The sequence below is a fragment of the Alteromonas macleodii genome (assembly GCF_903772925.1).
GTDB classification, from domain to species: Bacteria; Pseudomonadota; Gammaproteobacteria; order Enterobacterales; family Alteromonadaceae; genus Alteromonas; species Alteromonas macleodii_A.
On record NZ_LR812090.1, the window covers coordinates 1,283,870 to 1,306,731 of the forward strand.

A 22,862-nucleotide genomic window follows, 5' to 3' on the forward strand; every position below is an offset into this window, starting at 1 on the left:
TTAGTTATTCCCTATTGGCATCAATTTATTTAATGTGACAATATAACTAAAATAATAAGTACATCGATTATATATCTTGCATTACGGCAATTTAGCGATAAGCAGGCAAACGAAAAAGGCAATAGAGAAGCTGCATGCCCTTGCGTGTTCGGCTGGTTGCGTTTCGCACAAAACAACGGCGTGGTTTTCCAACTCTGCGTTTACAGCGCCCTTACATATTGCCTCGAGTGTATGTTTATTCTTATTCGTAACACCGTCACTTTATGCGCAAGACCAGGGCGGTTCAACGTTAAAAAATTCTCAACCTTCTAAAACTCTTCCGGCATCAGCGCCCGATGCTTTTAGTTTCTCTATTCCAGCACAAAACGCTAACGAAGCCTTAACTGAATTAGCTAAACAGGCCAACACTACGCTTTTGTTTCCTTTTGATTTGGCGAAGAAAGTAACGACCAATGCGCTTAAAGGAACCTTTACCTTAAGTGAGGCATTAGCTCAGCTACTTGAAGGCACTGAATTAGCGGTGGTAGCCGATGAAAATGGGGCATTGAGTATTCGTTCCCGTGCATCGCTCACAGCACAAAGTAAACAGACTGATGATGATGAACAGCAAGATGACGATAGCGCAAACGGGCTTGAAAAAATTGCTATCGTTGGTTCTCGTAACGCGCCTCGAAGTGCCGTCGACTCGGCGGTTCCTCTTGATGTTATTGGAGCAGATAAACTTAGTTCACAAGGCAATAGCGACGTCCTTTCCATGCTAAGCGTTATGGTGCCTTCACTTAACGTGAACGACCAGCCGATCAATGACGCTAGCAGCTTGGTGAGACCCGCTAACCTAAGAGGTATGTCGTCAGATCACACTTTGCTGTTGTTAAATGGCAAGCGACGCCACCGTTCAGCGGTTATTACGTTTTTAGGCGGCGGGTTATCTGATGGTGCTCAAGGTCCCGATATATCCGTTATACCTGCTTATGCGTTAAAACAAGTGGAAGTACTGCGAGACGGGGCGTCTGCCCAGTATGGCTCAGATGCTATCGCTGGCGTGATCAATTTTGTGCTAAAAGATGACCGCGAGGGCGGAAGCGTTGCGCTTAAAGTCGGAGGATACAGTGAGGGCGATGGCGAACTGTTTCAAATACAGCTTAATAAAGGCTTTGGGTTAGGAGAATCGGGGTTTTTGAACGCTACGGCGGAATACCGACAGCAAAACGGCACGTCGCGCTCTATACAGCGAGGCGATGCTCAAATGCTAATTGACCAAGGAAATAGCTTTATTGCTTCGCCATCTCAAATTTGGGGAGCACTTGATGTTAGCGAGGATATTAAGCTCGCACTCAATACTGGTGCTGATCTTTCGGCTACCTCCCATTTTTATAGCTTTGCAACCGCTGCGAGAAGAGAAATAAACGGAGGTTTTTATTTTCGAAACCCGCAAACTCGTGAAGGTGTTTTTAGCCGAACGGATGCAAATACCGGCGAAAGCCGTCTTATCGTTGCCGATTTAGATGGACTAAACAGCGGTATAGCATGCCCTTCAATCTCTTTATCGAATGACAATGTACTAGAAGACCCCGACTACCAACTTATCGCAGATAACACGACAGCACTTGGAGCAAACTGCTTTGCCTTCAATGAGTGGTTCCCTGGTGGTTTTACTCCTCGGTTCGGTGGAACGATTACCGATGCTTCTATTGCAATGGGCATAAAGCAAGAATTGTCTTACGGGTGGGCGATGGATATCAGTGCCACCTTGGGCTATAGCGATATTGAGTACACCATATCAAATACGGTCAATCCTTCGCTTGGCCCGCAAAGTCCAACGACCTTTTCGCCAGGTGGGGTATCGCAAGTTGAGCGCACGCTAAACCTAGACTTTACGAAACTAATTCAGACCATTTTTGACGACCCCGTGAGCATTGCTGCTGGGGTTGAATGGCGAAAAGAAACCTATTTTCAGAAAGCGGGAGATGAAGCCTCGTATATTGCTGGTCCTTTCGCTTTAGAGCCACCGGTAGGCTTAAGTGAAGGCTTTTCAATTGGCTCAAATGGCTTTCCTGGTTATCAGCCGCAATCTGCAGGGCACTGGAGTCGCAGCAACTGGGCGGCGTATGCTGATGTGGAGTTTTATGCAACCGAAGCATGGCAGTTTGGTCTAGCAACGAGGGTCGAGCATTTCAGTGATTTCGGCTCAACTTTCGATGGAAAGCTAAGTACGCGCTACACACTAAACGAAGAGTTTGCACTGCGAGGTTCTGTCAATACGGGCTTTAAAGCACCGACGGTGGGGCAAAGCAACGTTATAAACGTAACCACTGCCTATGGCGTTAACGGTTTAGAAGACCAAGCAACCTTGCCTCCAACCGACCTTATCTCGCAGCAGCTTGGCGCCACGCCGCTGACGCCAGAAGAATCTGTAAACTTTAGCTTGGGCGTAGTTATGCAAGCAAGTGAAAATTTCTTTGCTACGCTAGACTATTTTAATATTCGCCTTATCGATCGCATTAGTACCACATCGGCCATTCCTTTAACCGACAATGACGTTAATGCGCTTATTGCGCGAGGGCGCCCCGATGCGGCTCGATATAATTCAGCTAAGTATTTTACTAATGATTTTGATACTAAAACTCAGGGTGTCGATTTAGTTGTTAACTACAATTTCGCATTAGGTGACTGGTCAAACTCAGTGTTAGTTGCTTATAACTGGACAGACACGCAAGTGGAGCGTGTCTCTTTGTACCCGGTGTTAAGCGATGGGGAAATAACGCTTCTGCCCAACTTAACCGATGCTCGAATACGTATGCTAGAAGACAATCTTCCGGCTCATAGGGGGAGCATTACGTTAGAGCAATCAAAAGATAAATGGGCAATGACATGGCGTTTAAATTACTACGGTAAATTTTATGAAGACCATCTTGATGCTTCGGCAGGTTTAGATATTTACGGCAGTGCGCTAACCACTTTCGACGCTCAACTTGCTTGGAACGTTTTGCCTGATACCCAAGTTACTTTTGGTGCGCAAAATATATTTGATGCATTGCCAGATGAAAACCCGTTTAAAGAGGAAGTGGGAGCGCTTTACCCACCTACATCTCCGGGCGGCATTAATGGCGCGTTTTACTATGCAGGTGTTGAATATCGCTTTAAATAGCTAATAGTATTGACGGAGCTAATTTGGGAAAAGGTGAGGGAGTTAGTCCGAGCTTTCCTAGATGGATAAAGCTTTAGTTTAAATAGATAGGGCAAGCGTGTTTGACTATAAGGCTGTGCTATTTAGCCTTGGACTTAAATATTAGCCGACGTCTTTGAAAAGCGACTCATCAATGATGGTTTGATCGATAATTTGTTGCGCCATGTTGATGCACTTACCGCACTGCGAGCCTAGCTCTAAATGTTGGCGTAACTCACGCACATTGCCCACGCCGTTTTCTTCAACCGCCGCGCGAATGCTTTTATCTGTTACCCCATAGCACATGCAAACAAACATTAAACGTACTCCAAATGAATCTGGAAATGATAATAATTGTTATTCTTCGTTTTGGCAAGTAGATAATGACAAGTTTAATAAACCGAAATTTGGTAAATACTGGGTAATGACTGGGCAATATCTGGATAACTATTTATGCGGACTATCATTATTGGTACGAGCAGTAAAAAAACTCATTGTTTAATATTGTTATTTCCGTATTCGTACCTATTTTCTGGGAAGGAAATTTCCCATCAAAGTGGTTACGCAATGTAATCACTTCTATTATTACAATCCAAATATAAATGGAGAGACTCATGAGTGTATTAGTTGGCCGTCCTGCGCCTGATTTTACTGCTGCAGCGGTACTTGGTAGCGGTGAAATCGTAGATTCTTTCACACTAAGTGAAGCAATTAAGGGCAAAAAAGCGGTTGTATTCTTCTACCCGCTAGATTTTACTTTTGTATGCCCGTCAGAGCTTATCGCTTTCGACAAGCGTTTTGACGAGTTTAAAAAGCGCGGTGTTGAAGTAATTGGTGTTTCAATCGACTCTCAGTTTTCACACAATGCGTGGAGAAATACCCCAGTAAATCAAGGTGGTATTGGTCCAGTTAAGTACACTCTTGTTGCAGACGTAAAACACGACATCTGCCAAGCGTACGATGTCGAGCACCCAGAAGATGGTGTTGCTTTCCGCGGTTCATTCCTAATCGATGCCGAAGGTATGGTTCGTCACCAAGTAGTAAACGATCTTCCACTTGGTCGTAACGTTGACGAAATGCTTCGCATGGTCGACGCTCTAGCGTTCCACGAAGAGCATGGCGAAGTTTGCCCAGCAGGTTGGACTGAAGGTAAATCAGGTATGGACGCATCACCTGAAGGTGTAGCTAAATACCTATCTGAAGAAGCAGATAAGCTATAAGCTAGCCTGTTTAAAGATAATAAAGAAACAGCGCCTTTGGGCGCTGTTTTTATTTATGGCATTTATCGAACAAAAACTATTCTTGATTTTCTACTGGCCAGCCACCTAACGCCTTATAACGATTTACCATGTAGCAAAATAGTTCGGTGGTTTTCTGTGCATCGTAAAGGGCGCTATGCGCTTCATTTTGGTCAAACGATATACCCGCCGCTCGGCATGCTTTTACCAGCACAGTTTGACCAAGAGCAAGGCCTGCTAGGCTGGTGGTATCGAAGGAAACAAATGGATGAAAGGGCGTGCGCTTTATATTGCAGCGCTCAATAGCAGCATTAACGAAGCTTTGGTCAAACGTTGCGTTATGAGCAACGATAACAGAACGCTGACAGTCCGCATTTTTCTGTGCTTTGCGAATACCTTTACATAAATCCTTCATGGCTTCGCTTTCCTCTATAGCACCTCGTAATGCGCAATTAGGATCAATGCCATTAAATTCTAATGCCGCAGGCTCAAGGTTAGCGCCCTCGAACGGATCTATATGATAGTGAAAGGTTTGGTCAGGATGCAGTACTCCGTCTTCATCCATTTTCACCGTAACCGCTGCTAACTCTAATAAGGCGTCAGTGCCTGCATTAAATCCGGCCGTTTCAACGTCGATGACAACGGGAAAATAACCTCGAAAGCGCTGGGAAAGAAGGGGCGGGTTGGCAGACATAAACACTCTTGTAAAACTAGATTGCAGAAACTGGTTGGTTGCTTTTTATGCAAACCTACCTGCGAAACTTATTAGCAAAAAGAATTATCGCAAGGATATCTTCGAGTTGCCAGTTTCAATTTGAAAACCGCGAAGATGAGAAGCAACTAGTAGTACGAAACGCTAATGGTATTAAACGCTAAACTTTTCTACACTTTGGACGATAATCATATTAACCATGAATTTTCAAAACTCACTATTCGCGACTTAAAGCGAATGGTTACAATTTATGGCTCTTAAAGGTTGGTGGGCGGTTAAAAGGCCTACGCTCGTGTTAGTCAGACTTTCGTTATGGTGTCGAAATGGTGTTGAAATTAAAATATATCGCTTTATTGGGGATGGTGGGGTCGCTGTCGTCCCATGCTGCCATGCGGCAATATTCTGCAACCATTGAAAGTTCCAACTGGCGTATTGATACGGACACGCGCCTGCAGTGTACGCTTAACCACGAATTGCCTGGTTACGGCGAAGCCATGTTTACGAGTTCCGCGTCGAAGCAGCTAAACATGGAATTTGAATTAGACATGTATATGCTGCCAAACAAGTTTGATGTGGCTGCGGTCTACTCTGTTCCGCCAAAGTGGATGCCGGGTGTGGCGCCAAAGACCATCGCGGATATGTCTATTCGAAAGCAATACAATGGCGACCTGCCACAAGAGGCTGCATGGACTATGTTGTCTGAGTTAGAGAAAGGCTTTTGGCCCACGATTTACTATCAAGACTGGTATAACAAATATGACCAAGTGAGTGTGGCATTAAACGCAAGCAACTTCTCAGGCGTGTATCGCGACTTTGTTAAGTGCGTGTCGAACTTGCTTCCCTTTAGTTTTGATGACATCGCCTACACTGTGTTGTCTTATCAGAACAACAGCACAGAGCTTACTAAGTATTCGCAAAAGCGTTTAACTATGATTGGCGAATATTTAAAAGAAGACAGCGAATTGGAGCTTGTGCTTCTCGATGGTTACACGGACAGTTACGGTGGCCGTTACAACAACGAACAGTTGTCTATTCGACGGGCCAATGAAGTAAAAAGCTATCTAACTACGCTAGGTGTACCTGAAGATAGAATCCAGCTAACAGGCCATGGTGAAAAACGCCATATCGCGCCAAACGATACGCGGGAAAGCCGTGCGCAAAACAGACGCGTAGTGGTACGACTATCCAAGTCGTAGGCGCTTGCTCAAGCGCCTCAAACCCGTTTAACTTGCGTTAATTTGTTTTGTCTCGCCAGGTTAATACAGGCACTAAATGGTCGGTGAAAACGCCATCAGCTCGCACTACCTTGTGCAATGCATCTAAAATTTGTTTTCCAGACATGCCCGCCGGAAGCGCATCCTGACGATAAGTGTAGGGATGAATGGTAAGTTCGTTATCGTGAGCGTACTTAACCCAACTAGCTGCTTCTACTTTCCCTTTAGCCATTGCCTGAGTATCCATTAAATGGCCTAACCAAGGGCCTATGCCATTCGCATACTTCGCGACTTGCTTCATACCTTCTTGTGTACGCAGCCATTCGTAGTCGGTGTCGCTCTCTCCCCAATCGTTCTCGCCAATCAGCATAACTACTTTGCCCTTATAGCCAAGGGTTTCACGAATGCGTTTGATCTCATTGAAGTCAAAGCACTGCAGGTAGCTATTGCCGTTTTCTCCCGCAAACCCGTAGTTTTTTAATGTGTCGATAACCATCTTACTGGCATCAATACCTTCAGCAATGTGAAAGGCAGGGGACTTTACTTCTGGGTATACGCCTACAGATGTGCCGAATTGGCGGTTAAGTTCGCTGATTAGTTCAAAGTGTTCACTTAACGTGGCCACTTTAAAATTAGCCTGGGTGCCGCGGTACCTACTCTTAAAAACCTGCTCCCCGTCACTGTTAGCACGCTCATGTACCCGCAACGCTCGAAGCTCTTCGAGAGTGAAGTCACGGGCGTAATAGCGTCCGTCCTTTCGGTGACGTGCTGGAAAAATATCTTCTACATTAGTGACTGTCTCTAAGTGAATGTCGTGCAATACAACGGGGATGTCATCTTTGGTTATAACAACATCCTGCTCTATAAAGTCAGGACGCAGCGAGAACGCTAGCGTGGCTGCTTCAAGGGTATGTTCCGGCAAATAGCCAGAAGCACCTCGATGGGCGATAACGGTAAAATGCAGTCTTTCACTAGTGGTACGTTCTGCTTCAGCGTGCGAAGTTTTACTATTCGTAGCATCAGCTGCAAGCGTACTCTCAGAGGCAAGGACACCTGTAAATAGCACAACCAAAGCAGGTAGTAACGATGTCAATCTAGTTGTGTATCTATTGCGCAACCTAGCATTGCCCTTTAATCTCAGTTTGAGCTGGTTCGACGAACCCGCTATACCCTTGCTTACCCGGTTTAAAGAAAATAATAAGCGGTTACCTAGCATGTGACTGCCACTCCATGTGTTTACTTTTATCGCCATCTTATTTATGCCTTACATTTCACAGAAAGCTTATGTTACGAGCGCTTAGAAGATATTGGCGACGCCGTGCTGCTATAGTGAAATAGACTTATTTTGAATAAGTTCTATGGCATACCCATCTGGATCGCGTACAAAAGCGATGACGGTAGAGCCACCTTTTACGGGGCCGGGTTTACGGTACACCTCAGCGCCATTTGCCTCTAAGTTTTCACAAAATTGATAGATGTCGTCTACTTCAATGGCGATGTGGCCATACGCGTTACCCTTATCATAGGTGTTGTCACCCCAGTTATAGGTAAGCTCTAACACAGTGCTATCGGTCTCTTCTCCGTATCCTACAAAAGCGAGGGTGTACTCATACTCTTTGTTTTCTGATTGTCGAAGAAGGCGCATGCCCATCAATGAGGTGTAGAAGTGAAGTGAAGCCTCTAAGTTTTCAACTCGAAGCATGGTGTGAAGCATTCGCATAACTATTTCCTATTTGAACCATCAGAATTACCCGATGGTACACTGCATTGTAAGTGCGCGTTTGCAAATGCCACATGTATCCAGAACTCTAGCTACACAGAACTCCATCCAGACAAAGCCTCGCAGAGTACTCTCGTTGGTAAACGCAAACGACACGCTATGATAATGGGGAAATGTTAACGCTTTAAGACAGTTTTACAATTCCACTTAAACGTATTAAAAACCCCACATGCCGATATTATCAATTTTAAGCCGACGAGGCTGGCTTAACAGGTAGACGACCATTTCGCCTAAGTCTTCGTTTTGAATCAGACCCTTGTCTATCTTCTCAGATCCTATTTTCTGTGACTGAATTAGCGCAGGGTTGAGTGAATGAACGTGAATGCCATAAGGTCGCACTTCCTCTTGAAGAGCTTTCCCAAGCCCCACCAATGCGAATTTCGACGCGCAGTAAACGCCCGCATTGGCATATCCATTTAGTGCCGCCTGAGAGGCAATATTGATAATGTAACCCTCTCGATTTTCAATCATATGGGGCACTACTTGCTTACACATAAGGAAGGAACCTTTTACATTGGTATCCATCACTTCGTCCCAATCGTCTTCACTGGTTTCCCAGATGAGCGTTTCTTTACCAAAACCACTGTTATTGATAAGAACGTGAAGTTCGCCAAATGTATTTTTAACTTCTTTTACGAAACTTGCGACTTCATCACTTTTTGATACATCACATTTTGCCCCAATGACTTTACCGGGGAATAGCGCATCTAATTGTTTAACTGTCTTGGTTATCGTTTCCTCAGTGCGTCCGCAAATAGCTACTTTCATTCCTGCTTCTAATAGAAAGTGAGTTATAGTTTTACCCAGCCCCTTGCCGCCACCTGTCACAATGGCGGTTTTACCCGATAACAAATACATATCTGTCATAATTAAAACCTAGCAAAAAAAGAATAAGACTAACTTAGCTGGTATTGGCGTTATACAAACATACGTATTCATTGTGGGCCCAATTGATAAGGTCGCATTGCAATGCTTAAAAAATAATCCCGAAATAATTGGACATGGCGACCAATTACCTGTACTGTCTCGCTCGCTCTAGATATGTTTTATGCTTTACCTAATACTGCGCTGTACCTTTCTTTATACCTTCAAATTGAAGTGCTAGATAGATATACAACTGCTTTACTAGCTTAGTTATGTCTATTGCTATTCGGTGGCTTCCACCATTACATCAATTTTTTTAAAAGGTTATTATTATGTCTAATTCTGTAAACGGTACAGTTAAGTGGTTTAACGAAGAAAAAGGTTTCGGTTTCATTACTCCTGAAGCTGGTGGCAAAGACGTATTCGTACACTTCCGTTCAATCACTTCTGACGGCTTCAAGACTCTTGCTGAAGGTCAAGCGGTTAGCTTTGAAGTTGAACAAGGCCAAAAAGGCCCACAAGCTGCTAACGTAACAGTTCTTTAAGACCTGTAAGCCAGCTTAGGGTTATTTCTCTTATCTGAAGTAACCCGCAAAGATGGGCTCTTTTACACAAAAAATGTGAAAAGAGCCTAATTTTCGTTTTTAGATTTCTTAACCCAACCTGCGAGGAATTCAAAACAAACTATATCAATAAAGAAGTATCTAATATGCAATTTCAAAACTCTATCTCTACCATTAACAGCCTTATTCCAGGTGCGTTAATTTCAAATATCTCCATAAATAAAACAGCTGTTGCCTTCAAACATGCGAATACCTACCGACATGTTCAGTTATCATCAAGACAAGAAGCAAAGCGATTCATTGCTCAGCTTATTCAAAAGAGCTAATTAAGCTCGCTCTACCCTTATCGCTTTATAGTCAATAATAATGCTAAAAAGTTAAAAGGTTATAGCTCTTGCCTTTTTAGTAGTGCAACTGCGTGGTATGTATAAAGCGCTGTAAATAAAGGGGGGCTGTTGCAAGAGAAGCATTGGCTAGTACGGGTGTGTACTAACCAATGTCATTATAGAAATAACCTGCCGCTATTATTTGGCTTTTAAGTCGACGTCTGAATCTGCTAACAGATATATGCTTGCTGCATAAGCTGCAATGTTTTGAGCCAGTTCATCAGGGTTAATTTTGTCTAATGTGTCATCAGGCGTGTGATGAAGATCGAAATAATCTCGACCGTTCTGGTTCAACCGGATAGTCGGTACGCCTTTCGCTGCTAGCGGTATAATATCGGGGCCACCTCCGGCAACGTCTGAGCCACCGCGAATTATACCCAGAGGTGACAAGATCTTTGCGATTTCATCTACCAGTACTGTTGCTTCAGGGTTCACATTTGACACAAGTTGCCAAATTGTTTGTGCGCCAAAATCAGACTCAGTAGCAAGAACGTGGTTAGCAAGGTTCTTTTCATGCTGTTTTGCATAAGCAAACGCGCCTAATAAGCCCACTTCTTCAGCGCCAAACATAACTACACGAATGGTGCGCTTAGGGCGTTCAGGCAGTGATGCAATTAAAGCGGCTGCCGCTGTGGTAATAGCAACGCCCGCACCGTCATCAACAGCGCCGGTGCCTAAGTCCCAGCTATCTAAGTGACCACCAATGAGCACAATCTCTTCGGGCTTTTCACTACCGACTAAATCTAGAATTACGTTGCCGCTGCTTACTTCGCCTTTCCACTTTGACTCAGAATGAAGCGATAACGACAGTGGCTTGCCTAAATTGTGTAGGCGTCGTAAATGATCAGCATCGGGGTTAGAAATAGCAACAACCGGAATATCGGCCCACTCATCGCCGTCTGAGCTCATCATGCCAGAGTGAGGGAAGCGATGAGAGTCTGAGCCTACCGAACGTACAACTAGCGCTTCAGCGCCACCGCGCTGCGCATGTTGCCAACCAATACGGCGACGTTGATTCGCTTGGCCATAGCCCGCACCCGTTTGACTTTTTACCATGGCATCGCCATCGACAAACGCAATTTTGCCTTTAAGCGCGCCGTCTTTAACTGCGGTTAGTGCGTGAATATCTCTGAAATACACGATGTCAGCGTTTATCTCGCTATCTGAAGGAGCCGCTCCACCTAGCGCTGTGCCATAAAGCGGTTGGGCATAAGGCGCAGTAAGTGAAATATGTAAATGACCCCTGTCCCAGAAGGGCATGGTAAACTCTTCAATACTCACTTTATCAAATCCGAGGCGCTCTCCTACCTTAACGCCCCAGTCTCTGGCTCGCTTTTCAGCTTCCGAACCGCCAAGGCGTGGGCCTATCTCTGTAGTTAGTGATTCTACGATGCTATAGCCTAAGTCACTTTTCAGCGCTTTTTGAATTAGCGTTTCCGCATTTTTCTTTTGCTCGTCTGTAATGGGTGAAGTTTCAGCAAAAACACCGAAACTGCATGCACTTACTAGTGCACCAAACGCTAGATTCCTAGCGATATTATTCAATCGGGACATGTGTTCTCCGTGGATTATTTTTATATTTTTGTTTATTTGCGTGAGCAAAAATATGACGTGCTTATCATAGCCAAATTGAGATGTGCTTTCGAGGTAAACCACAAGCCGAAGTCGTAAGTTAATCGCAAAGCAGGTCTACTTGGTTGTGAAAAATAATGTTACCTTTTGAAAAGGAAAAAATAACAAGGAAAGTAAATATGAAAATACCTCTTTATACTTATTTCAAAAATAGAACATCAGCCTTCTCAAGTATTATCAACAATAAGACTTATTTCGGTTCACTGCTCTGTGCGTTTTTGCTTGTTGGTTGTGGCGGTAGCACAAATGGTAATGACAGTGTAGTAAGGCCAGATTCATTACTAGGCGTATGGTTTGGGCAAACTTCAACAGTTGAAGATGGGCAAGAAGAGGTTGTTATTGCGATCTCCTCTGAGGGTAAGACTATTGTATTTTCGCAGGCCTCGCGAGACACGCTTATTGCTCACGGCGACATAAGCGAAGATACCTTTACTTCTGACGATACCATGCTGTATCCAGGAGAAGGCATGACTAAGCATGGCACAATGCAGCTCACAGCGAATGGTGACAGTTTAGAAGGCTCAGCGACAGTATCGGGTCTCACACTTGATTTTTCTGCCAACAAGGTCAGCGCTACCGAGGATGTTTCACTTATCGATATTGCTGGCAATTATGCAAGTTCTTGGTCTGATGGCGCCTACACTCGTTCGTTTGCTATCGATAATGAAGGGGGGATCAGCGGTTCAGATACTAATGGTTGCGTATACTCAGGCTCTGTCGAGCAAATTAGCGGAATCAATTCACTTTTCGATATTACGATTAAAGCGGAAACCTGCTTTGAAGATTTCGAATATAAAGGGCTTCTCGCTTATGGTGTATTTCCCTTTGAATATCAAAACTCAATTATTGAGAGAAATGGTATTGTCATAGCTACAGAGGCTTCATCAAGAGCTTATGCTTTTCGCCAATTTAGCCCTCAAGATTAGCGTTATCCGATATATAAACAAGGAGTCTATAGACTCCTTGTTTGAATCGCAAAGGCTTGCCTTAAGTTCTATTTACGCTTCTTCTTAAGCGCCAATTTTTGCTTTTTCTCTTGTTCTTTCAGCACTTCGTTTATAAAGCTCTTTCTACCAAATTCACGGGTAATAGTGCACTTATTTAAATCAAAACCGCGAGCAGGGCAGTATTCTCTGCCGTACAAGATAATCTGTAGATGCAGGTCGTTCCATCTTTCTTTAGGAAACAGGCGTTTTGCATCGCGCTCTGTTTGCTCTACGCTTTTTCCGTTCGATAAACCCCAGCGGTACATTAAACGATGAATATGTGTATCTACCGGGAAAGCGGGAATGCCAAAGCCTTGAGACATAACCACCGCGGCTGTCTTGTGGCCAACAGCAGGCATGGCCTCCAGCGCTTCAAAGTTTGCTGGGACTTCACCATTGTGTTGTTTAATGATCATATCGGACAAATGCCAAATGCCTTTCGACTTCATAGGCGATAATCCACAAGGGCGGATAATGTCTTGTATTTCTTCAATACTCATCAACACCATGTCGTAGGGGTTATCTGCGCGAGCGAACAGCTTTGGCGTAATTTGATTAACGCGCTCGTCGGTACATTGTGCCGATAATAGAACTGCAATCAGTAAAGTATATGGGTCTTTGTGATCTAGAAAGATAGGAATTTCTGGATAAAGGTCATCCAAAATTCGCATTATTTCTTTTACTTTTTCCTGCTTAGATAGCGGCTTTGCCGGCTTAACTACATCATTCATTTCTATATACTTTTTTAATATGGACGCTAAACAAGGTGTAAATTTTTTAAGTTAAAACGTTTGCACCATCTGCTGAAGTTTTCACTTACTCCGTCAAGCTACGCTAACAATTACGGTATGATTTAACTCTCTGCAGTGACGCGCACGCGCTCAGCTTTCACCGCAGGCGATGTTTGCTTAGCGGCTAACTTGGCATCTATGCTGTTTTTAATAGCAATAAGAAGTCCCATGCCTAAAAACGCGCCCGGCGGTAATATCGCAAGTAGAAATGGGTTTTCTGTGTTAAACAGTGTAATAGTCCAGTTCGCAGCAATGGGGCCAAATAGTCTATCTGCACCCGCTAATAACGTCCCCGCACCCAATATTTCTCGCATGCCACCTAGTACAACCAACACAGCGGTAAATCCTAAGCCCATCATGAACCCATCGTATGCGGACGCAAGGGGCCCGTTTTTCGATGCAAAGGCCTCGGCGCGTCCTATAATGGCGCAGTTAGTTACAATCAGTGGAATAAAAATACCTAACGCTAAGTAAAGGTCGTAGGTATAGGCATTCATTAGAAGCTGAACAATGGTTACAAATGCTGCAATAATCATAACGAAAACAGGAATGCGGATCTCGTTTCTTACCACATTTCGAACGAGTGAAACGGTAATGTTACTGCCAATTAAAACCAACATGGTAGCAAGGCCAAGTCCTAAACCGTTAATGAAGGTAGCAGTAACGGCTAGTAGGGGGCACAATCCTAACAGCTGTACTAGCGCAGGGTTGTTCTTCCAAAGCCCTTGCAAGGACAGGTCGCGAAAGTCAGTCACGTTATAACTCCTCTACACTATGAGGTTGGGTTTCATCCACGTTAACGTCATCTATTGTTTCAACCGAATCTGTTGTTGCACAGGTGTTGGGGGCGGAGAATAACGCGCTTTGGTTAGCCTGAGCGTAAAGTAAAGCTTCACGTACGGCTGTGACTACCGCTCTTGGCGTTATAGTAGCGCCTGTGAATTGGTCAAATTCGCCGCCATCTTTTTTGACTTGCCATGGAGCTAAGTTATCTGGTGAGAACGACTTACCGCTGAAGCTTGTGATCCAATTGCTTACTGCAAGCTCTATCTTATCACCAAGCCCAGGGGTTTCTTTATGTTCGATAACGCGTACGCCAAGTACTCTCATATTGGTTGTTTTTATTTCAGCCGTATCCATTTCGGGAGAACTCTCGTCTAGTTTTGCCATATCGGTTAGCGGTAGTGAAGAAGTATTGAGGTTTTCACTCTCACTGCTACGGGAGTCATTTGGCATACCCTGTTGTTTACCGTTGGCAATATGTGGTTCTACTTTTACACCGACAACAATATCTATATCACCGCTATAGCCATCGGGGGCAGTGGCTTCCAACACAAGCGCGCTAGGTTGGCCGTTTAGCGTGGCACGGTATATCTTATGGGCTTTTTTTATGCCCAGTGCGGGGGCATCGACTTCTGTGCAGTTGGCGTACAGAGCATTGTCGTGGAATTCACTCGGCACAACTTCATTAAGTACGCTTAGAAGCTTTTGCTGCTTTTGTTGCTCAATTTTGTCTTGAGTGCCGAAAAAGGTTAACGCTATTAACGCAGTGGTGACAACGGCAAACGCACCTAACATAAGGCCGTTCTTGGCCAAGCTTTCTTTCATCATTACTGCTTACCTCGGCCTTTGCCCACATTTTTACCGTAAACACGAGGGCGGGTATAATAGTCAATAAGCGGTACCGCCATATTCATAATGATCACCGCAAACGCCACAGCATCGGGGTAACCACCAAATGTGCGTATTATAACTACCCAAAATCCAATCGCAGCCCCAAATATAATTCGGCCTTTTGGGGTTGTTGACGCGGAAACCGGATCGGTTGCGATAAAGAAAGCGCCAACCATTACTGCCCCATTAAACAGGTGGAATAGCGGTGAAGCATAGTAATCGGCGTTAACCAAATGAAGCAGTGATGCACAAACAAATACGCTTAGCAGCATGCCACCTGGGATGTGCCAGTTAATAACACGGGTTTTCCATAGGTAAAGACCGCCAAGTAAATAGGCAAGGCTCACCATACCCCATCCTGCACCAGCGGCATCAAATACGCCGCCATCAAAAATTGGTTTAGCTAAAGACTCTGTGTAAGTCACACCTTGCGTTAAGTCAGTTTTTAACGTGTCTAGAGGTGTAGCCATGGTTACGCCGTCGGCAATAGTTTTAAGCTGAGTAACATCGTAGCCGCTGGTAGTGAAGCCTGTAAATATCAATGACAGCGAGTCAAAGAAGCTTGGCGTAACCCCAGCATGGGTTGCAGGCGGTAGCCATAAACTCATGGCTGCCGGGAATGAAATAAGCAAAACCACATAGGCAATCATTGCGGGGTTAAAAATGTTGAAACCAAGCCCGCCATAGACTTGTTTAGCAACCGCGATCGCAAAAAATACTCCAATGACCGTCATCCACCACGGCAGAGTAGGCGGAATACTAATAGCGATTAACAAGCCTGTTAAAACGGCGCTGTAATCAGTAAGTGTGCGTTCGATAGGACGCTTTCTTAAAAATAAAATAACCCCTTCAATTACCAGTGCACTTACTACTGCAATAACCGCTTGAATAAGCATGCCCCAACCAAAGAAAAAAGATTGGGCTATCATGCCTGGGATCATGGCGTAAATAACCATGCGCATGACCTGTCCGGTATCTCGTTTAACCCGTTGGTGTGGTGAACTCGATAAACTTAACTTCATTCTGATTCTTTCTCTTGTTCAGCCGCCGCTTTTTTCGCTTTTGCTTTTGCAATGGCTGCCGCTATACGTGCTTTCTTTTCATCTTGAGCAGTGGGTTGAGAAGTTGATTGCACGCTTGGTTCTTGTTCTGCTTCACTAGACGACTCGCTCTGCTCATATTCCTTGTGACTTTCTTGTTCAGCAGTATCTTGTGAGGCTGCAAAATCGTCATTAGTGCTTTGAGCAAGTTTCTTTGCTTTGGCCTTTGCCACAGCGGCAGCTATACGCGCTTTTTTCTCGTCAGCGTCACTTGTAAATGGAGCGTCTTTAGTATTCTCATTAGGCGTGCTAGATACACCCTGCGCTTTTCGCGTTGAAGCAGCCTCCATGCTGAGGTCGCTATCGCCAGCACCTTCTTGCTCGCCTTTAATATTATCTTCTAGATTATCTTCCTGTTTAGCCGCTTTTTTGGCTTTTGCTTTCGCCACAGCGGCAGCAATGCGGGCCTTTTTTTGTTCCGCTTCGCTCAAGTTGCTAGATGAATCTAGAGCCTTGTTATTCTGAGCACTATTATCTTGGCCGTTGACGCTTTGAGGATCTGCTTCTTTTTGTAAGCTAGCGTCCTGGCTGTCTGTGTCAGCTTCGCCAACAGGGGTAGATGCTTGTGCTTTTTGCGACGCGGCCTTTTTGGGTTTAGCTTTGGCAACGGCAGCAGCTATCCTAGCCTTCTTTGCATCCTTAGCATCTGTTTCACCTAGCGGCTCTCTAGACTGGTTGTCTTGCTGCTCGTTTAATTGAGTGGGTGTAGACTGCTCAGATTGTCCGCTTGCGTTATTTTTAGCGGCTTTTTGCGCTTTTGCTTTAGCAACGGCCGCTGCAATTCGCGCTTTTTTCTGTTCCTCAACTGATAGGTCTGAGTTAGTTTCAGTCTTTGAAGGCTCACTATTTGCAGGTTCAGTATTTAAAAGCTCAGCAGTTTTTTCGTCTCGAGAACCCGCTTGGTTTTCTGTTGACGCATCTGAATACTGGCCAGCTTGGGCTGCTTTCTTGGCTTTCGCTCTGGCGATAGCAGCGGCAACTTTGGCCTTTTTATCATCTTCTGGCGAAGGTGCCTGAGCCGCTGGCTCAGTGGCGTTTTCAGCTTGCTCTGAACCTTGAGCTCGGGCTGCTTTCTTCGCTTTTGCTCTGGCAATTGCCGCGGCTACCTGAGCTTTTTTATCGTCCGCCGCTGGGTTAGGCTCGTCAGCGTTTACTGGTGTATTTTCGTCCTCAGCCTTAGCCTTGGCCTGCATTGCCGCTTTTTTCGCTTTCGCACGCGCAAGCGCCGCCGCTACTTTGTCCTTTGCTTCAGTTGCGGTAGCGTCAGCCGAGTTATTTGCATTATCTACAGCTGCAGCATTTTGTTCTTTGGCTTTGTTGGCGGCTAATCGTGCTTCTTTTGCTTTTCTATGTTTTTCTTCGCGCTCAAGTTTTTCGCGCTCTAAACGTTCTTTACGTGCTTCAAAACGCTGTTTAGCTTTTTCAGCTTTATTCTTTTCATCACGCTGAATGCGTATTTCAGACTTAGCCTGGCGATAGTAATGCACCAGCGGTATCTCGCTGGGGCAAACGTAAGCGCATGCGCCACACTCTATACAGTCGAAAAGGTCGTATTCTTCGGCTTTGTCGTATTCTTTTGCTTTAGCGTGCCAAAAAATTTGTTGTGGGAGCAGTGATGCCGGGCAAGCATCGGCGCACGCACTACAGCGTATACACGGGCGTTCTGCATTATCATCTACAAGCTCTTTCTTGGCCGGGACTAATAAGCAGTTTGTGGTCTTTACCACAGGAATAGTTGCGTCTGATAAGGTAAAGCCCATCATAGGCCCACCCATAATGACTTTGGGCGCTTTCTGTTTTTTCGGGTTGTAACTTGCTTCTTCTAACAAATGAGAAACAGGTGTACCTAATAGCGCTCTGAAGTTGCTAGGGGACTTAACTGCTTCACCGGTTACAGTAACAATACGCTCTATAAGCGGCTTACCATGCAAAATAGCGTCTGCAATGGCATAGCAGGTTCCTACGTTAAACATCATCACGCCTACATCGGCAGGCAATCCATTTCTTGGAACTTCTCGGCCAGTCAGTACCTGAATCAGCTGTTTTTCGCCGCCGGCAGGGTATTTAGTCTCAACGCTAACAACGCGATAGTCTTTCTTATCCTGACAGGCAATATTAAGTGCTTCGAAAGCCTCTGGCTTGTTGTCTTCAACCGCAACTACAATGGCCTTCGGCCCAATAAGGTGAGTAAGAATGTCTAGACCCTGGCGTATTTGCCAGGCGTGCTCACGCATCAATCGATCATCAGAAGTAATGTAAGGCTCGCACTCAATTCCATTTAAAATAAGAAACTCAACAGGTTTAGATGTTGAGGTTTTTATATGGGTAGGGAAGCCGGCACCACCCATTCCTGAAATTCCTGCTTGGCAAATAGCTTCAATAAGTTTGTTTTTATCAAGCTCGCTATAGTTAGCGATGGGGGACAGGTCGCCCCATGTGTCTTTACCATCCGGGCGTATTGATATACACATTTCGGTTAAGCCACTAGGATGAGCAACAACATGCGGCGCTATTGCAACAACTTCGCCCGAGGTGGGGGCGTGTACAGGTACCGAAAAAGGCGAGGAGCTTTGCGAAAGAATTTGGCCTTTTAACACGGTATCGCCAACTTCTACGCAACATATGCCGTCTGAACCAATGTGCTGGCGCAGTGGTACTATCAATAACTCTGGCAACGATGGCTTTTTAATTACCGACGTATTAGAAAGTGATTTTTTATCGTCAGGATGCACACCACCTGGAAATGAGTACAGCTTCCCCGCTTCAAGAGCTTCTATAATTGAATCAAAACTTGGATACATCACAATTACGATACCATTTTGATAGGGATATCACCTTTAGGTGATGATTCGAAATCCCACTTCCACGTAGAAGTAGTTTGAACGATTGGCACCATGTCAATGCAGTCGACAGGGCAGGGGTCTACACATAAGTCACATCCTGTACACTCATCAGTAATAACGGTATGCATATGTTTTGCGGCACCTAATATGGCATCCACAGGGCAGGCTTGGATACATTTGGTACAGCCGATGCACTCATCTTCTCGAATGAAAGCAACTTTTTTGACGTCTTCTTCGCCATGCGCTGCGTCAAGGGGTTTGGGTTCAACCCCCATTAAGTCTGCAAGTTTTTTGATCGTTGCTTCGCCGCCTGGAGGACATTTATTAATGTCATCGCCGTCTGCAATAGCTTCAGCATAAGGTTTACAACCTGGATAACCACACTGGCCGCATTGGGTTTGTGGTAACACGGCGTCGATTTGTTCGACAAGGGGGTCGCCCTCTACTTTAAAGCGAATGCTTGCATAGCCCAAGACTAGGCCAAAAATAAGAGCGAGGACGCCAATTGCAATGACTGCAAGTATGATCGTAGTAGACATCGACATTACACCTTCACCAATCCACTAAATCCCATAAATGCGAGGGACATAAGGCCTGCGGTAATCATGGCAATTGACGCACCCTTGAAAGAGACTGGTACGTCAGCAGCAGCTAAGCGCTCACGCATGGCTGCAAACAACACTAATACCAAGGAGAAACCTACCGCAGCCCCGAACCCATAGATAAGGCTCTGCATGAAATTATGCTGCTCGGTAAGATTTAACAAAGCTACACCAAGAACTGCACAGTTGGTTGTGATAAGAGGAAGAAATATACCTAACAGCCTATATAAGGTAGGACTTGTTTTGTTCACGACCATTTCGGTGAACTGAACAACCACCGCAATAACAAGGATAAAGGCTAACGTTCTGAGGTAGCCAATACCTAATGGCGCAAGTAAATAGGTTTCAACCAGGTAACTTGAAGCCGAGGCAAGGGTAAGTACAAATGTGGTGGCCATAGACATGCCCATGGCGGTTTCTAGTTTTCCAGATACACCCATAAACGGACATAAACCGAGAAACTTAACCAACACAAAGTTGTTAACCAGTACTGTACCAATCAATAGCAGTAAAAATTCAGTCATGAATAACGCAATTCCTTCGAGGAATCTTGACGGACAATGCCCGCGAATTAAAAAGAAAAACAGATTAGGTCTATTATCCCTTTTTAGAACGGGTTTAACAACTTGATTGAATTAGGGTTATTTAATGTCTAAACGCGTTGTTTTAGGAATTAAAATAGAATGAAGTGGGTAAGACGATTAAGAGCCAACTAAGTGGCTCCCCCTCCCCGACTCGAACGGGGGACCTGCGGATTAACAGTCCGTCGCTCTAACCAACTGAGCTAAGGGGGAATCGACACCTAAGTTGTTTGCTGAAGTTGGCTCCCCCTCCCCGACTCGAACGGGGGACCTGCGGATTAACAGTCCGTCGCTCTAACCAACTGAGCTAAGGGGGACCTGTGCTTCAACGGAGGCGAATATTAAAGACGTACTTAGGAACTGTCAACAACATAAATGAAATATTTGTGCTGACTGCGCAAAAAATAGCTTTTTACGGCTTTTATGTTCATTTTGTCGTCAATGCTGAGAAAATGATGGTTAATAACTGCACATTATTGCTTGTTTACATATAAACACGTGTGCTTTTAGCTTTTAAAGAAATGATTTTTTCTTTTTTCTGATATATCTCGGTAAAGTTAAAGGCTATAACTAAAAAGAATAAAAAATCGCTTCCATACTGTTATTATGTACAGGCTTTAATAAATCTGTAACCTGTACCTGAGGATTAAAAGGTTAGTCACCACTTACGTGATGAGAAATTAATCGAGCACGAAATCCCGCCGAATATGGTCTGGCGGTAGTTATCCACTAAATCTGTGGATAACTATGTTGATAGCTTATATTCGTCTACTGCTTTTGTAAGATCAGGTATTAATTGATCCGATTGAATAGGCCTGAATGTGGGGTTATATTCTATATACTACAAAGGGTTAGCACTGTTTTTGTGATCGCAACCTTCGATCTAAATTGATCGGTTGAACAAAAAGTAGCTTGTGTGTTAATTCAACGAATGACTAAATGCTATTCAACAAAATCCATGTTATTTCTCAGACTCTTACAAGTTATTAACATTTTTGTTGGTCTTTCAACCGCTGAGTTGTAAAAATTTAATATGGATGAACTTTGATAGTCACTATATTAAAAGTGAAATGGAATAGAAACTAAACTGTCACGAATTCACTGACATATTAATCGTGTAAAAATACTGACAAAGTAGTGCTTTTAGCGAATAGCGAACAAATTCGCAAAGTGCATGTATTTTCATTAAAAACATTATATTTCTTCTCTCCCTCTTACGCTTTGCTTTGTTTATCGAAACAGCATGGCTAAATAGCGTTCACCGTTTTACACTAGCGCGCAGTTAATGAGGGGAATTTAATTAGCCGGAGCTCTAGTGATAAAAACTAACGCTAAACAACGTACTTCCGACTTATTGGGAGGAGATATAGGTACTACGTTAAAGCGTATGACTATTCCTATGATATTGGGGATGGTAATGATGATGAGCTTTGGGCTTATCGATACCTTTTTCGTCAGTTTGTTGGGCACAGACCCATTAGCTGCTATCAGTTTTACCTTTCCAGTGACCTTTACCGTAATTAGTCTGAACATTGGTTTAGGTATAGGAACCTCGGCAATTATAGGGAAGTTGCAGGGTAGTAAGGAAATAACCAAGTCCCAACACTATGCTACAGGCTCGCTAATGCTGTCTGTTTTGCTGGTAGGGACATTAGCAATAATTGGCTTTTTTACCATAGAGCCTGTATTTAAACTGCTTAATGCCACAGATAACTTAATGCCATATATATCTGACTATATGGGCCTATGGTATTTATCGAGCATTTTTTTAGCTATGCCTATGGTGGGCAATAGTGTACTTCGCGCATGTGGTGATACCCGAACACCTAGCATAGTGATGGCAGCAGGGGGCGGTCTAAATGCGTTGCTTGACCCTATTTTTATATTCGGACTTGGGCCTATTCCGGCAATGGGAATAAAAGGTGCGGCGTTGGCTACCTTTATCGCGTGGATAGTTGGCGCCATATGGATACTTTATATTTTATCTGTACGTCGAAAGTTAATGTTACCTCGACTTCTAACACTCGCCGAGCTACGTGACAGCAGCCGGGAAATTCTCAAAATAGGGCTGCCTGCGGCAGGAGCAAATATGTTAACCCCAATTGCAGGTGGTGTGATGACAGCTGTGGTTGCTGGTTACGGCGCCGAAGCAGTGGCAGCTTGGGGGGTAGGTAATAGAATGGAGTCTATTGCTAGCATTGTTGTGCTAGCGCTATCTATGACGCTGCCTCCATTTATCAGCCAAAACGTAGGAGCAGGGCAGGTAGAACGGGTAAAAAAAGCATATTCACTTACTTTGAAGTTTGTTCTTGTTTGGCAGTTCGGCATTTTTCTTGTCATGTGGGCAATGTCTAGCTGGATAGCCGTTGCCTTTGCCCATGAAGCAGAGGTAAGCGTATTGATACAGCTTTTCTTGATGATTGTGCCGCTAGGTTATGGCATGCAAGGCATTATCATTCTGACTAACTCATCGTTAAACGCAATGCACCGCCCCATGACTGCATTAGTTCTAAGTGTCATCCGCTTGTTTATTTTCTTCGTACCAATAAGCGTTGCGGGCAGTTTTTTCTTCGACTTGAAAGGGCTATTTGCCGGTACTGTCATTGCCAATATTGCAATGGCATGTGTCTCGCTTGTTGTTTTCAAGAGTGCGCTAGCTAAGTTCGAAACAGACACTATAAATGCTCAACGAGGCTAACGGTAAGTGTGCTTCGCTGTATTTTTCAGAAA

General features: G+C 44.4%; 20 protein-coding genes and 2 tRNA genes. 7 read left to right on the forward strand and 15 right to left on the reverse strand.

Annotated features, from left to right (window positions below):
- The first annotated feature begins 76 nt into the window (after window positions 1-76).
- Complete coding sequence (locus tag PCAR9_RS05595; RefSeq protein ID WP_179982757.1) at window positions 77-3,148, forward strand: TonB-dependent receptor; 3,072 nt, start codon at window positions 77-79, stop codon at window positions 3,146-3,148.
- 141 nt (window positions 3,149-3,289) lie between these two features.
- Here PCAR9_RS05595 and PCAR9_RS05600 read toward each other — a convergent pair whose 3' ends face one another.
- On the reverse strand, window positions 3,290-3,484 hold the full coding sequence (locus tag PCAR9_RS05600; RefSeq protein ID WP_179982758.1) for a bacterioferritin-associated ferredoxin: 195 nt from the start codon (window positions 3,482-3,484) through the stop codon (window positions 3,290-3,292).
- A 296-nt stretch (window positions 3,485-3,780) separates the two neighbouring features.
- On the opposite strand from PCAR9_RS05600, the gene PCAR9_RS05605 reads away from it, so the two are divergent.
- The gene (locus PCAR9_RS05605) at window positions 3,781-4,386 is read left to right on the forward strand and encodes a peroxiredoxin (protein WP_118489876.1); all 606 of its coding nucleotides are present in this window, start codon (window positions 3,781-3,783) and stop codon (window positions 4,384-4,386) included.
- Window positions 4,387-4,462: 76 nt separating this feature from the next.
- Here PCAR9_RS05605 and rnt read toward each other — a convergent pair whose 3' ends face one another.
- Window positions 4,463-5,098 carry a ribonuclease T gene (gene rnt, locus PCAR9_RS05610; protein WP_179982759.1) on the reverse strand — a complete coding sequence of 212 codons (636 nt, stop codon included), beginning with the start codon at window positions 5,096-5,098 and terminating at the stop codon, window positions 4,463-4,465.
- Between the two features lie 341 nt (window positions 5,099-5,439).
- On the opposite strand from rnt, the gene PCAR9_RS05615 reads away from it, so the two are divergent.
- Complete coding sequence (locus PCAR9_RS05615; RefSeq protein ID WP_179982760.1) at window positions 5,440-6,312, forward strand: flagellar protein MotY; 873 nt, start codon at window positions 5,440-5,442, stop codon at window positions 6,310-6,312.
- Window positions 6,313-6,349: 37 nt separating this feature from the next.
- Here PCAR9_RS05615 and glpQ read toward each other — a convergent pair whose 3' ends face one another.
- The 3 genes from glpQ to PCAR9_RS05630 form a co-directional block, all read right to left on the reverse strand.
- Window positions 6,350-7,423: a glycerophosphodiester phosphodiesterase gene (glpQ, locus tag PCAR9_RS05620; RefSeq protein ID WP_232091125.1), complete on the reverse strand. Its 1,074-nt coding sequence runs from the start codon at window positions 7,421-7,423 to the stop codon at window positions 6,350-6,352.
- Window positions 7,424-7,654: 231 nt separating this feature from the next.
- Window positions 7,655-8,050 carry a lactoylglutathione lyase gene (gloA, locus tag PCAR9_RS05625; RefSeq protein WP_179982761.1) on the reverse strand — a complete coding sequence of 132 codons (396 nt, stop codon included), beginning with the start codon at window positions 8,048-8,050 and terminating at the stop codon, window positions 7,655-7,657.
- A 216-nt stretch (window positions 8,051-8,266) separates the two neighbouring features.
- Window positions 8,267-8,977, reverse strand: coding sequence for an SDR family oxidoreductase (locus PCAR9_RS05630; RefSeq protein WP_179982762.1), 711 nt, complete (start codon window positions 8,975-8,977; stop codon window positions 8,267-8,269).
- Between the two features lie 329 nt (window positions 8,978-9,306).
- Here PCAR9_RS05630 and cspE point away from each other — a divergent pair, with 329 nt between their 5' ends.
- Window positions 9,307-9,519: a transcription antiterminator/RNA stability regulator CspE gene (gene cspE / locus PCAR9_RS05635; protein WP_025254517.1), complete on the forward strand. Its 213-nt coding sequence runs from the start codon at window positions 9,307-9,309 to the stop codon at window positions 9,517-9,519.
- A gap of 164 nt (window positions 9,520-9,683) precedes the next feature.
- Window positions 9,684-9,863 (forward strand): hypothetical protein, encoded by a 180-nt coding sequence (locus PCAR9_RS05640; protein ID WP_179982763.1) that lies wholly within the window; start codon window positions 9,684-9,686, stop codon window positions 9,861-9,863.
- A 198-nt stretch (window positions 9,864-10,061) separates the two neighbouring features.
- Here PCAR9_RS05640 and PCAR9_RS05645 read toward each other — a convergent pair whose 3' ends face one another.
- Entirely contained in the window at window positions 10,062-11,477 is a 1,416-nt protein-coding gene (locus PCAR9_RS05645) for a M20/M25/M40 family metallo-hydrolase (protein ID WP_179982764.1), read from the reverse strand.
- A gap of 197 nt (window positions 11,478-11,674) precedes the next feature.
- On the opposite strand from PCAR9_RS05645, the gene PCAR9_RS05650 reads away from it, so the two are divergent.
- Complete coding sequence (locus tag PCAR9_RS05650) at window positions 11,675-12,481, forward strand: hypothetical protein (protein WP_179982765.1); 807 nt, start codon at window positions 11,675-11,677, stop codon at window positions 12,479-12,481.
- A gap of 68 nt (window positions 12,482-12,549) precedes the next feature.
- Here the strand turns inward: PCAR9_RS05650 and PCAR9_RS05655 are convergent, their stop codons facing one another.
- The 9 genes from PCAR9_RS05655 to PCAR9_RS05695 all read right to left on the reverse strand — a co-directional run bounded on the left by PCAR9_RS05655 (window position 12,550) and on the right by PCAR9_RS05695 (window position 20,449).
- Window positions 12,550-13,272, reverse strand: a complete 723-nt coding sequence (locus PCAR9_RS05655) for an endonuclease III domain-containing protein (protein WP_118495283.1) — start codon at window positions 13,270-13,272, stop codon at window positions 12,550-12,552.
- A gap of 122 nt (window positions 13,273-13,394) precedes the next feature.
- Complete coding sequence (locus PCAR9_RS05660; RefSeq protein WP_179982766.1) at window positions 13,395-14,087, reverse strand: electron transport complex subunit E; 693 nt, start codon at window positions 14,085-14,087, stop codon at window positions 13,395-13,397.
- A 1-nt stretch (window position 14,088) separates the two neighbouring features.
- Window positions 14,089-14,943 carry an RnfABCDGE type electron transport complex subunit G gene (locus tag PCAR9_RS05665; RefSeq protein WP_179982767.1) on the reverse strand — a complete coding sequence of 285 codons (855 nt, stop codon included), beginning with the start codon at window positions 14,941-14,943 and terminating at the stop codon, window positions 14,089-14,091.
- Window positions 14,943-16,028 carry an electron transport complex subunit RsxD gene (rsxD, locus tag PCAR9_RS05670; protein WP_179982768.1) on the reverse strand — a complete coding sequence of 362 codons (1,086 nt, stop codon included), beginning with the start codon at window positions 16,026-16,028 and terminating at the stop codon, window positions 14,943-14,945. The genes PCAR9_RS05665 and rsxD overlap by 1 nt, the downstream gene beginning before the upstream one ends.
- Window positions 16,025-18,907 (reverse strand): electron transport complex subunit RsxC, encoded by a 2,883-nt coding sequence (gene rsxC, locus PCAR9_RS05675; RefSeq protein WP_179985161.1) that lies wholly within the window; start codon window positions 18,905-18,907, stop codon window positions 16,025-16,027. Before rsxC ends, rsxD begins: the two co-directional genes overlap by 4 nt.
- A 5-nt stretch (window positions 18,908-18,912) precedes the next feature.
- Window positions 18,913-19,494: an electron transport complex subunit RsxB gene (gene rsxB, locus PCAR9_RS05680; protein ID WP_179982769.1), complete on the reverse strand. Its 582-nt coding sequence runs from the start codon at window positions 19,492-19,494 to the stop codon at window positions 18,913-18,915.
- A complete protein-coding gene (gene rsxA / locus PCAR9_RS05685; RefSeq protein ID WP_179982770.1) occupies window positions 19,494-20,075 on the reverse strand; it encodes an electron transport complex subunit RsxA in 582 nt (193 codons plus the stop codon). Before rsxA ends, rsxB begins: the two co-directional genes overlap by 1 nt.
- A gap of 193 nt (window positions 20,076-20,268) precedes the next feature.
- Window positions 20,269-20,345, reverse strand: a tRNA-Asn gene (locus tag PCAR9_RS05690).
- Window positions 20,346-20,372: 27 nt separating this feature from the next.
- Window positions 20,373-20,449: transfer RNA gene (locus tag PCAR9_RS05695), tRNA-Asn, on the reverse strand.
- 998 nt (window positions 20,450-21,447) lie between these two features.
- Between PCAR9_RS05695 and PCAR9_RS05700 the strand changes: the two genes are divergently transcribed.
- Entirely contained in the window at window positions 21,448-22,830 is a 1,383-nt protein-coding gene (locus PCAR9_RS05700; protein ID WP_179982771.1) for an MATE family efflux transporter, read from the forward strand.
- Window positions 22,831-22,862: the final 32 nt, after the last annotated feature.

Bases quoted from the DNA above. Each gene is read 5' to 3' on its own strand.
- PCAR9_RS05600 (WP_179982758.1), bottom strand. From the start codon at position 3,484: ATGTTTGTTTGCATGTGCTATGGGGTAACAGATAAAAGCATTCGCGCG.
- PCAR9_RS05605 (WP_118489876.1), top strand. From the start codon at position 3,781: ATGAGTGTATTAGTTGGCCGTCCTGCGCCTGATTTTACTGCTGCAGCG.
- rnt (WP_179982759.1), bottom strand. From the start codon at position 5,098: ATGTCTGCCAACCCGCCCCTTCTTTCCCAGCGCTTTCGAGGTTATTTT.
- PCAR9_RS05615 (WP_179982760.1), top strand. From the start codon at position 5,440: ATGGTGTTGAAATTAAAATATATCGCTTTATTGGGGATGGTGGGGTCG.
- gloA (WP_179982761.1), bottom strand. From the start codon at position 8,050: ATGCGAATGCTTCACACCATGCTTCGAGTTGAAAACTTAGAGGCTTCA.
- PCAR9_RS05630 (WP_179982762.1), bottom strand. From the start codon at position 8,977: ATGACAGATATGTATTTGTTATCGGGTAAAACCGCCATTGTGACAGGT.
- cspE (WP_025254517.1), top strand. From the start codon at position 9,307: ATGTCTAATTCTGTAAACGGTACAGTTAAGTGGTTTAACGAAGAAAAA.
- PCAR9_RS05640 (WP_179982763.1), top strand. From the start codon at position 9,684: ATGCAATTTCAAAACTCTATCTCTACCATTAACAGCCTTATTCCAGGT.
- PCAR9_RS05645 (WP_179982764.1), bottom strand. From the start codon at position 11,477: ATGTCCCGATTGAATAATATCGCTAGGAATCTAGCGTTTGGTGCACTA.
- PCAR9_RS05650 (WP_179982765.1), top strand. From the start codon at position 11,675: ATGAAAATACCTCTTTATACTTATTTCAAAAATAGAACATCAGCCTTC.
- PCAR9_RS05655 (WP_118495283.1), bottom strand. From the start codon at position 13,272: ATGAATGATGTAGTTAAGCCGGCAAAGCCGCTATCTAAGCAGGAAAAA.
- PCAR9_RS05665 (WP_179982767.1), bottom strand. From the start codon at position 14,943: ATGATGAAAGAAAGCTTGGCCAAGAACGGCCTTATGTTAGGTGCGTTT.
- rsxD (WP_179982768.1), bottom strand. From the start codon at position 16,028: ATGAAGTTAAGTTTATCGAGTTCACCACACCAACGGGTTAAACGAGAT.
- rsxC (WP_179985161.1), bottom strand. From the start codon at position 18,907: ATGTATCCAAGTTTTGATTCAATTATAGAAGCTCTTGAAGCGGGGAAG.
- rsxB (WP_179982769.1), bottom strand. From the start codon at position 19,494: ATGTCGATGTCTACTACGATCATACTTGCAGTCATTGCAATTGGCGTC.
- rsxA (WP_179982770.1), bottom strand. From the start codon at position 20,075: ATGACTGAATTTTTACTGCTATTGATTGGTACAGTACTGGTTAACAAC.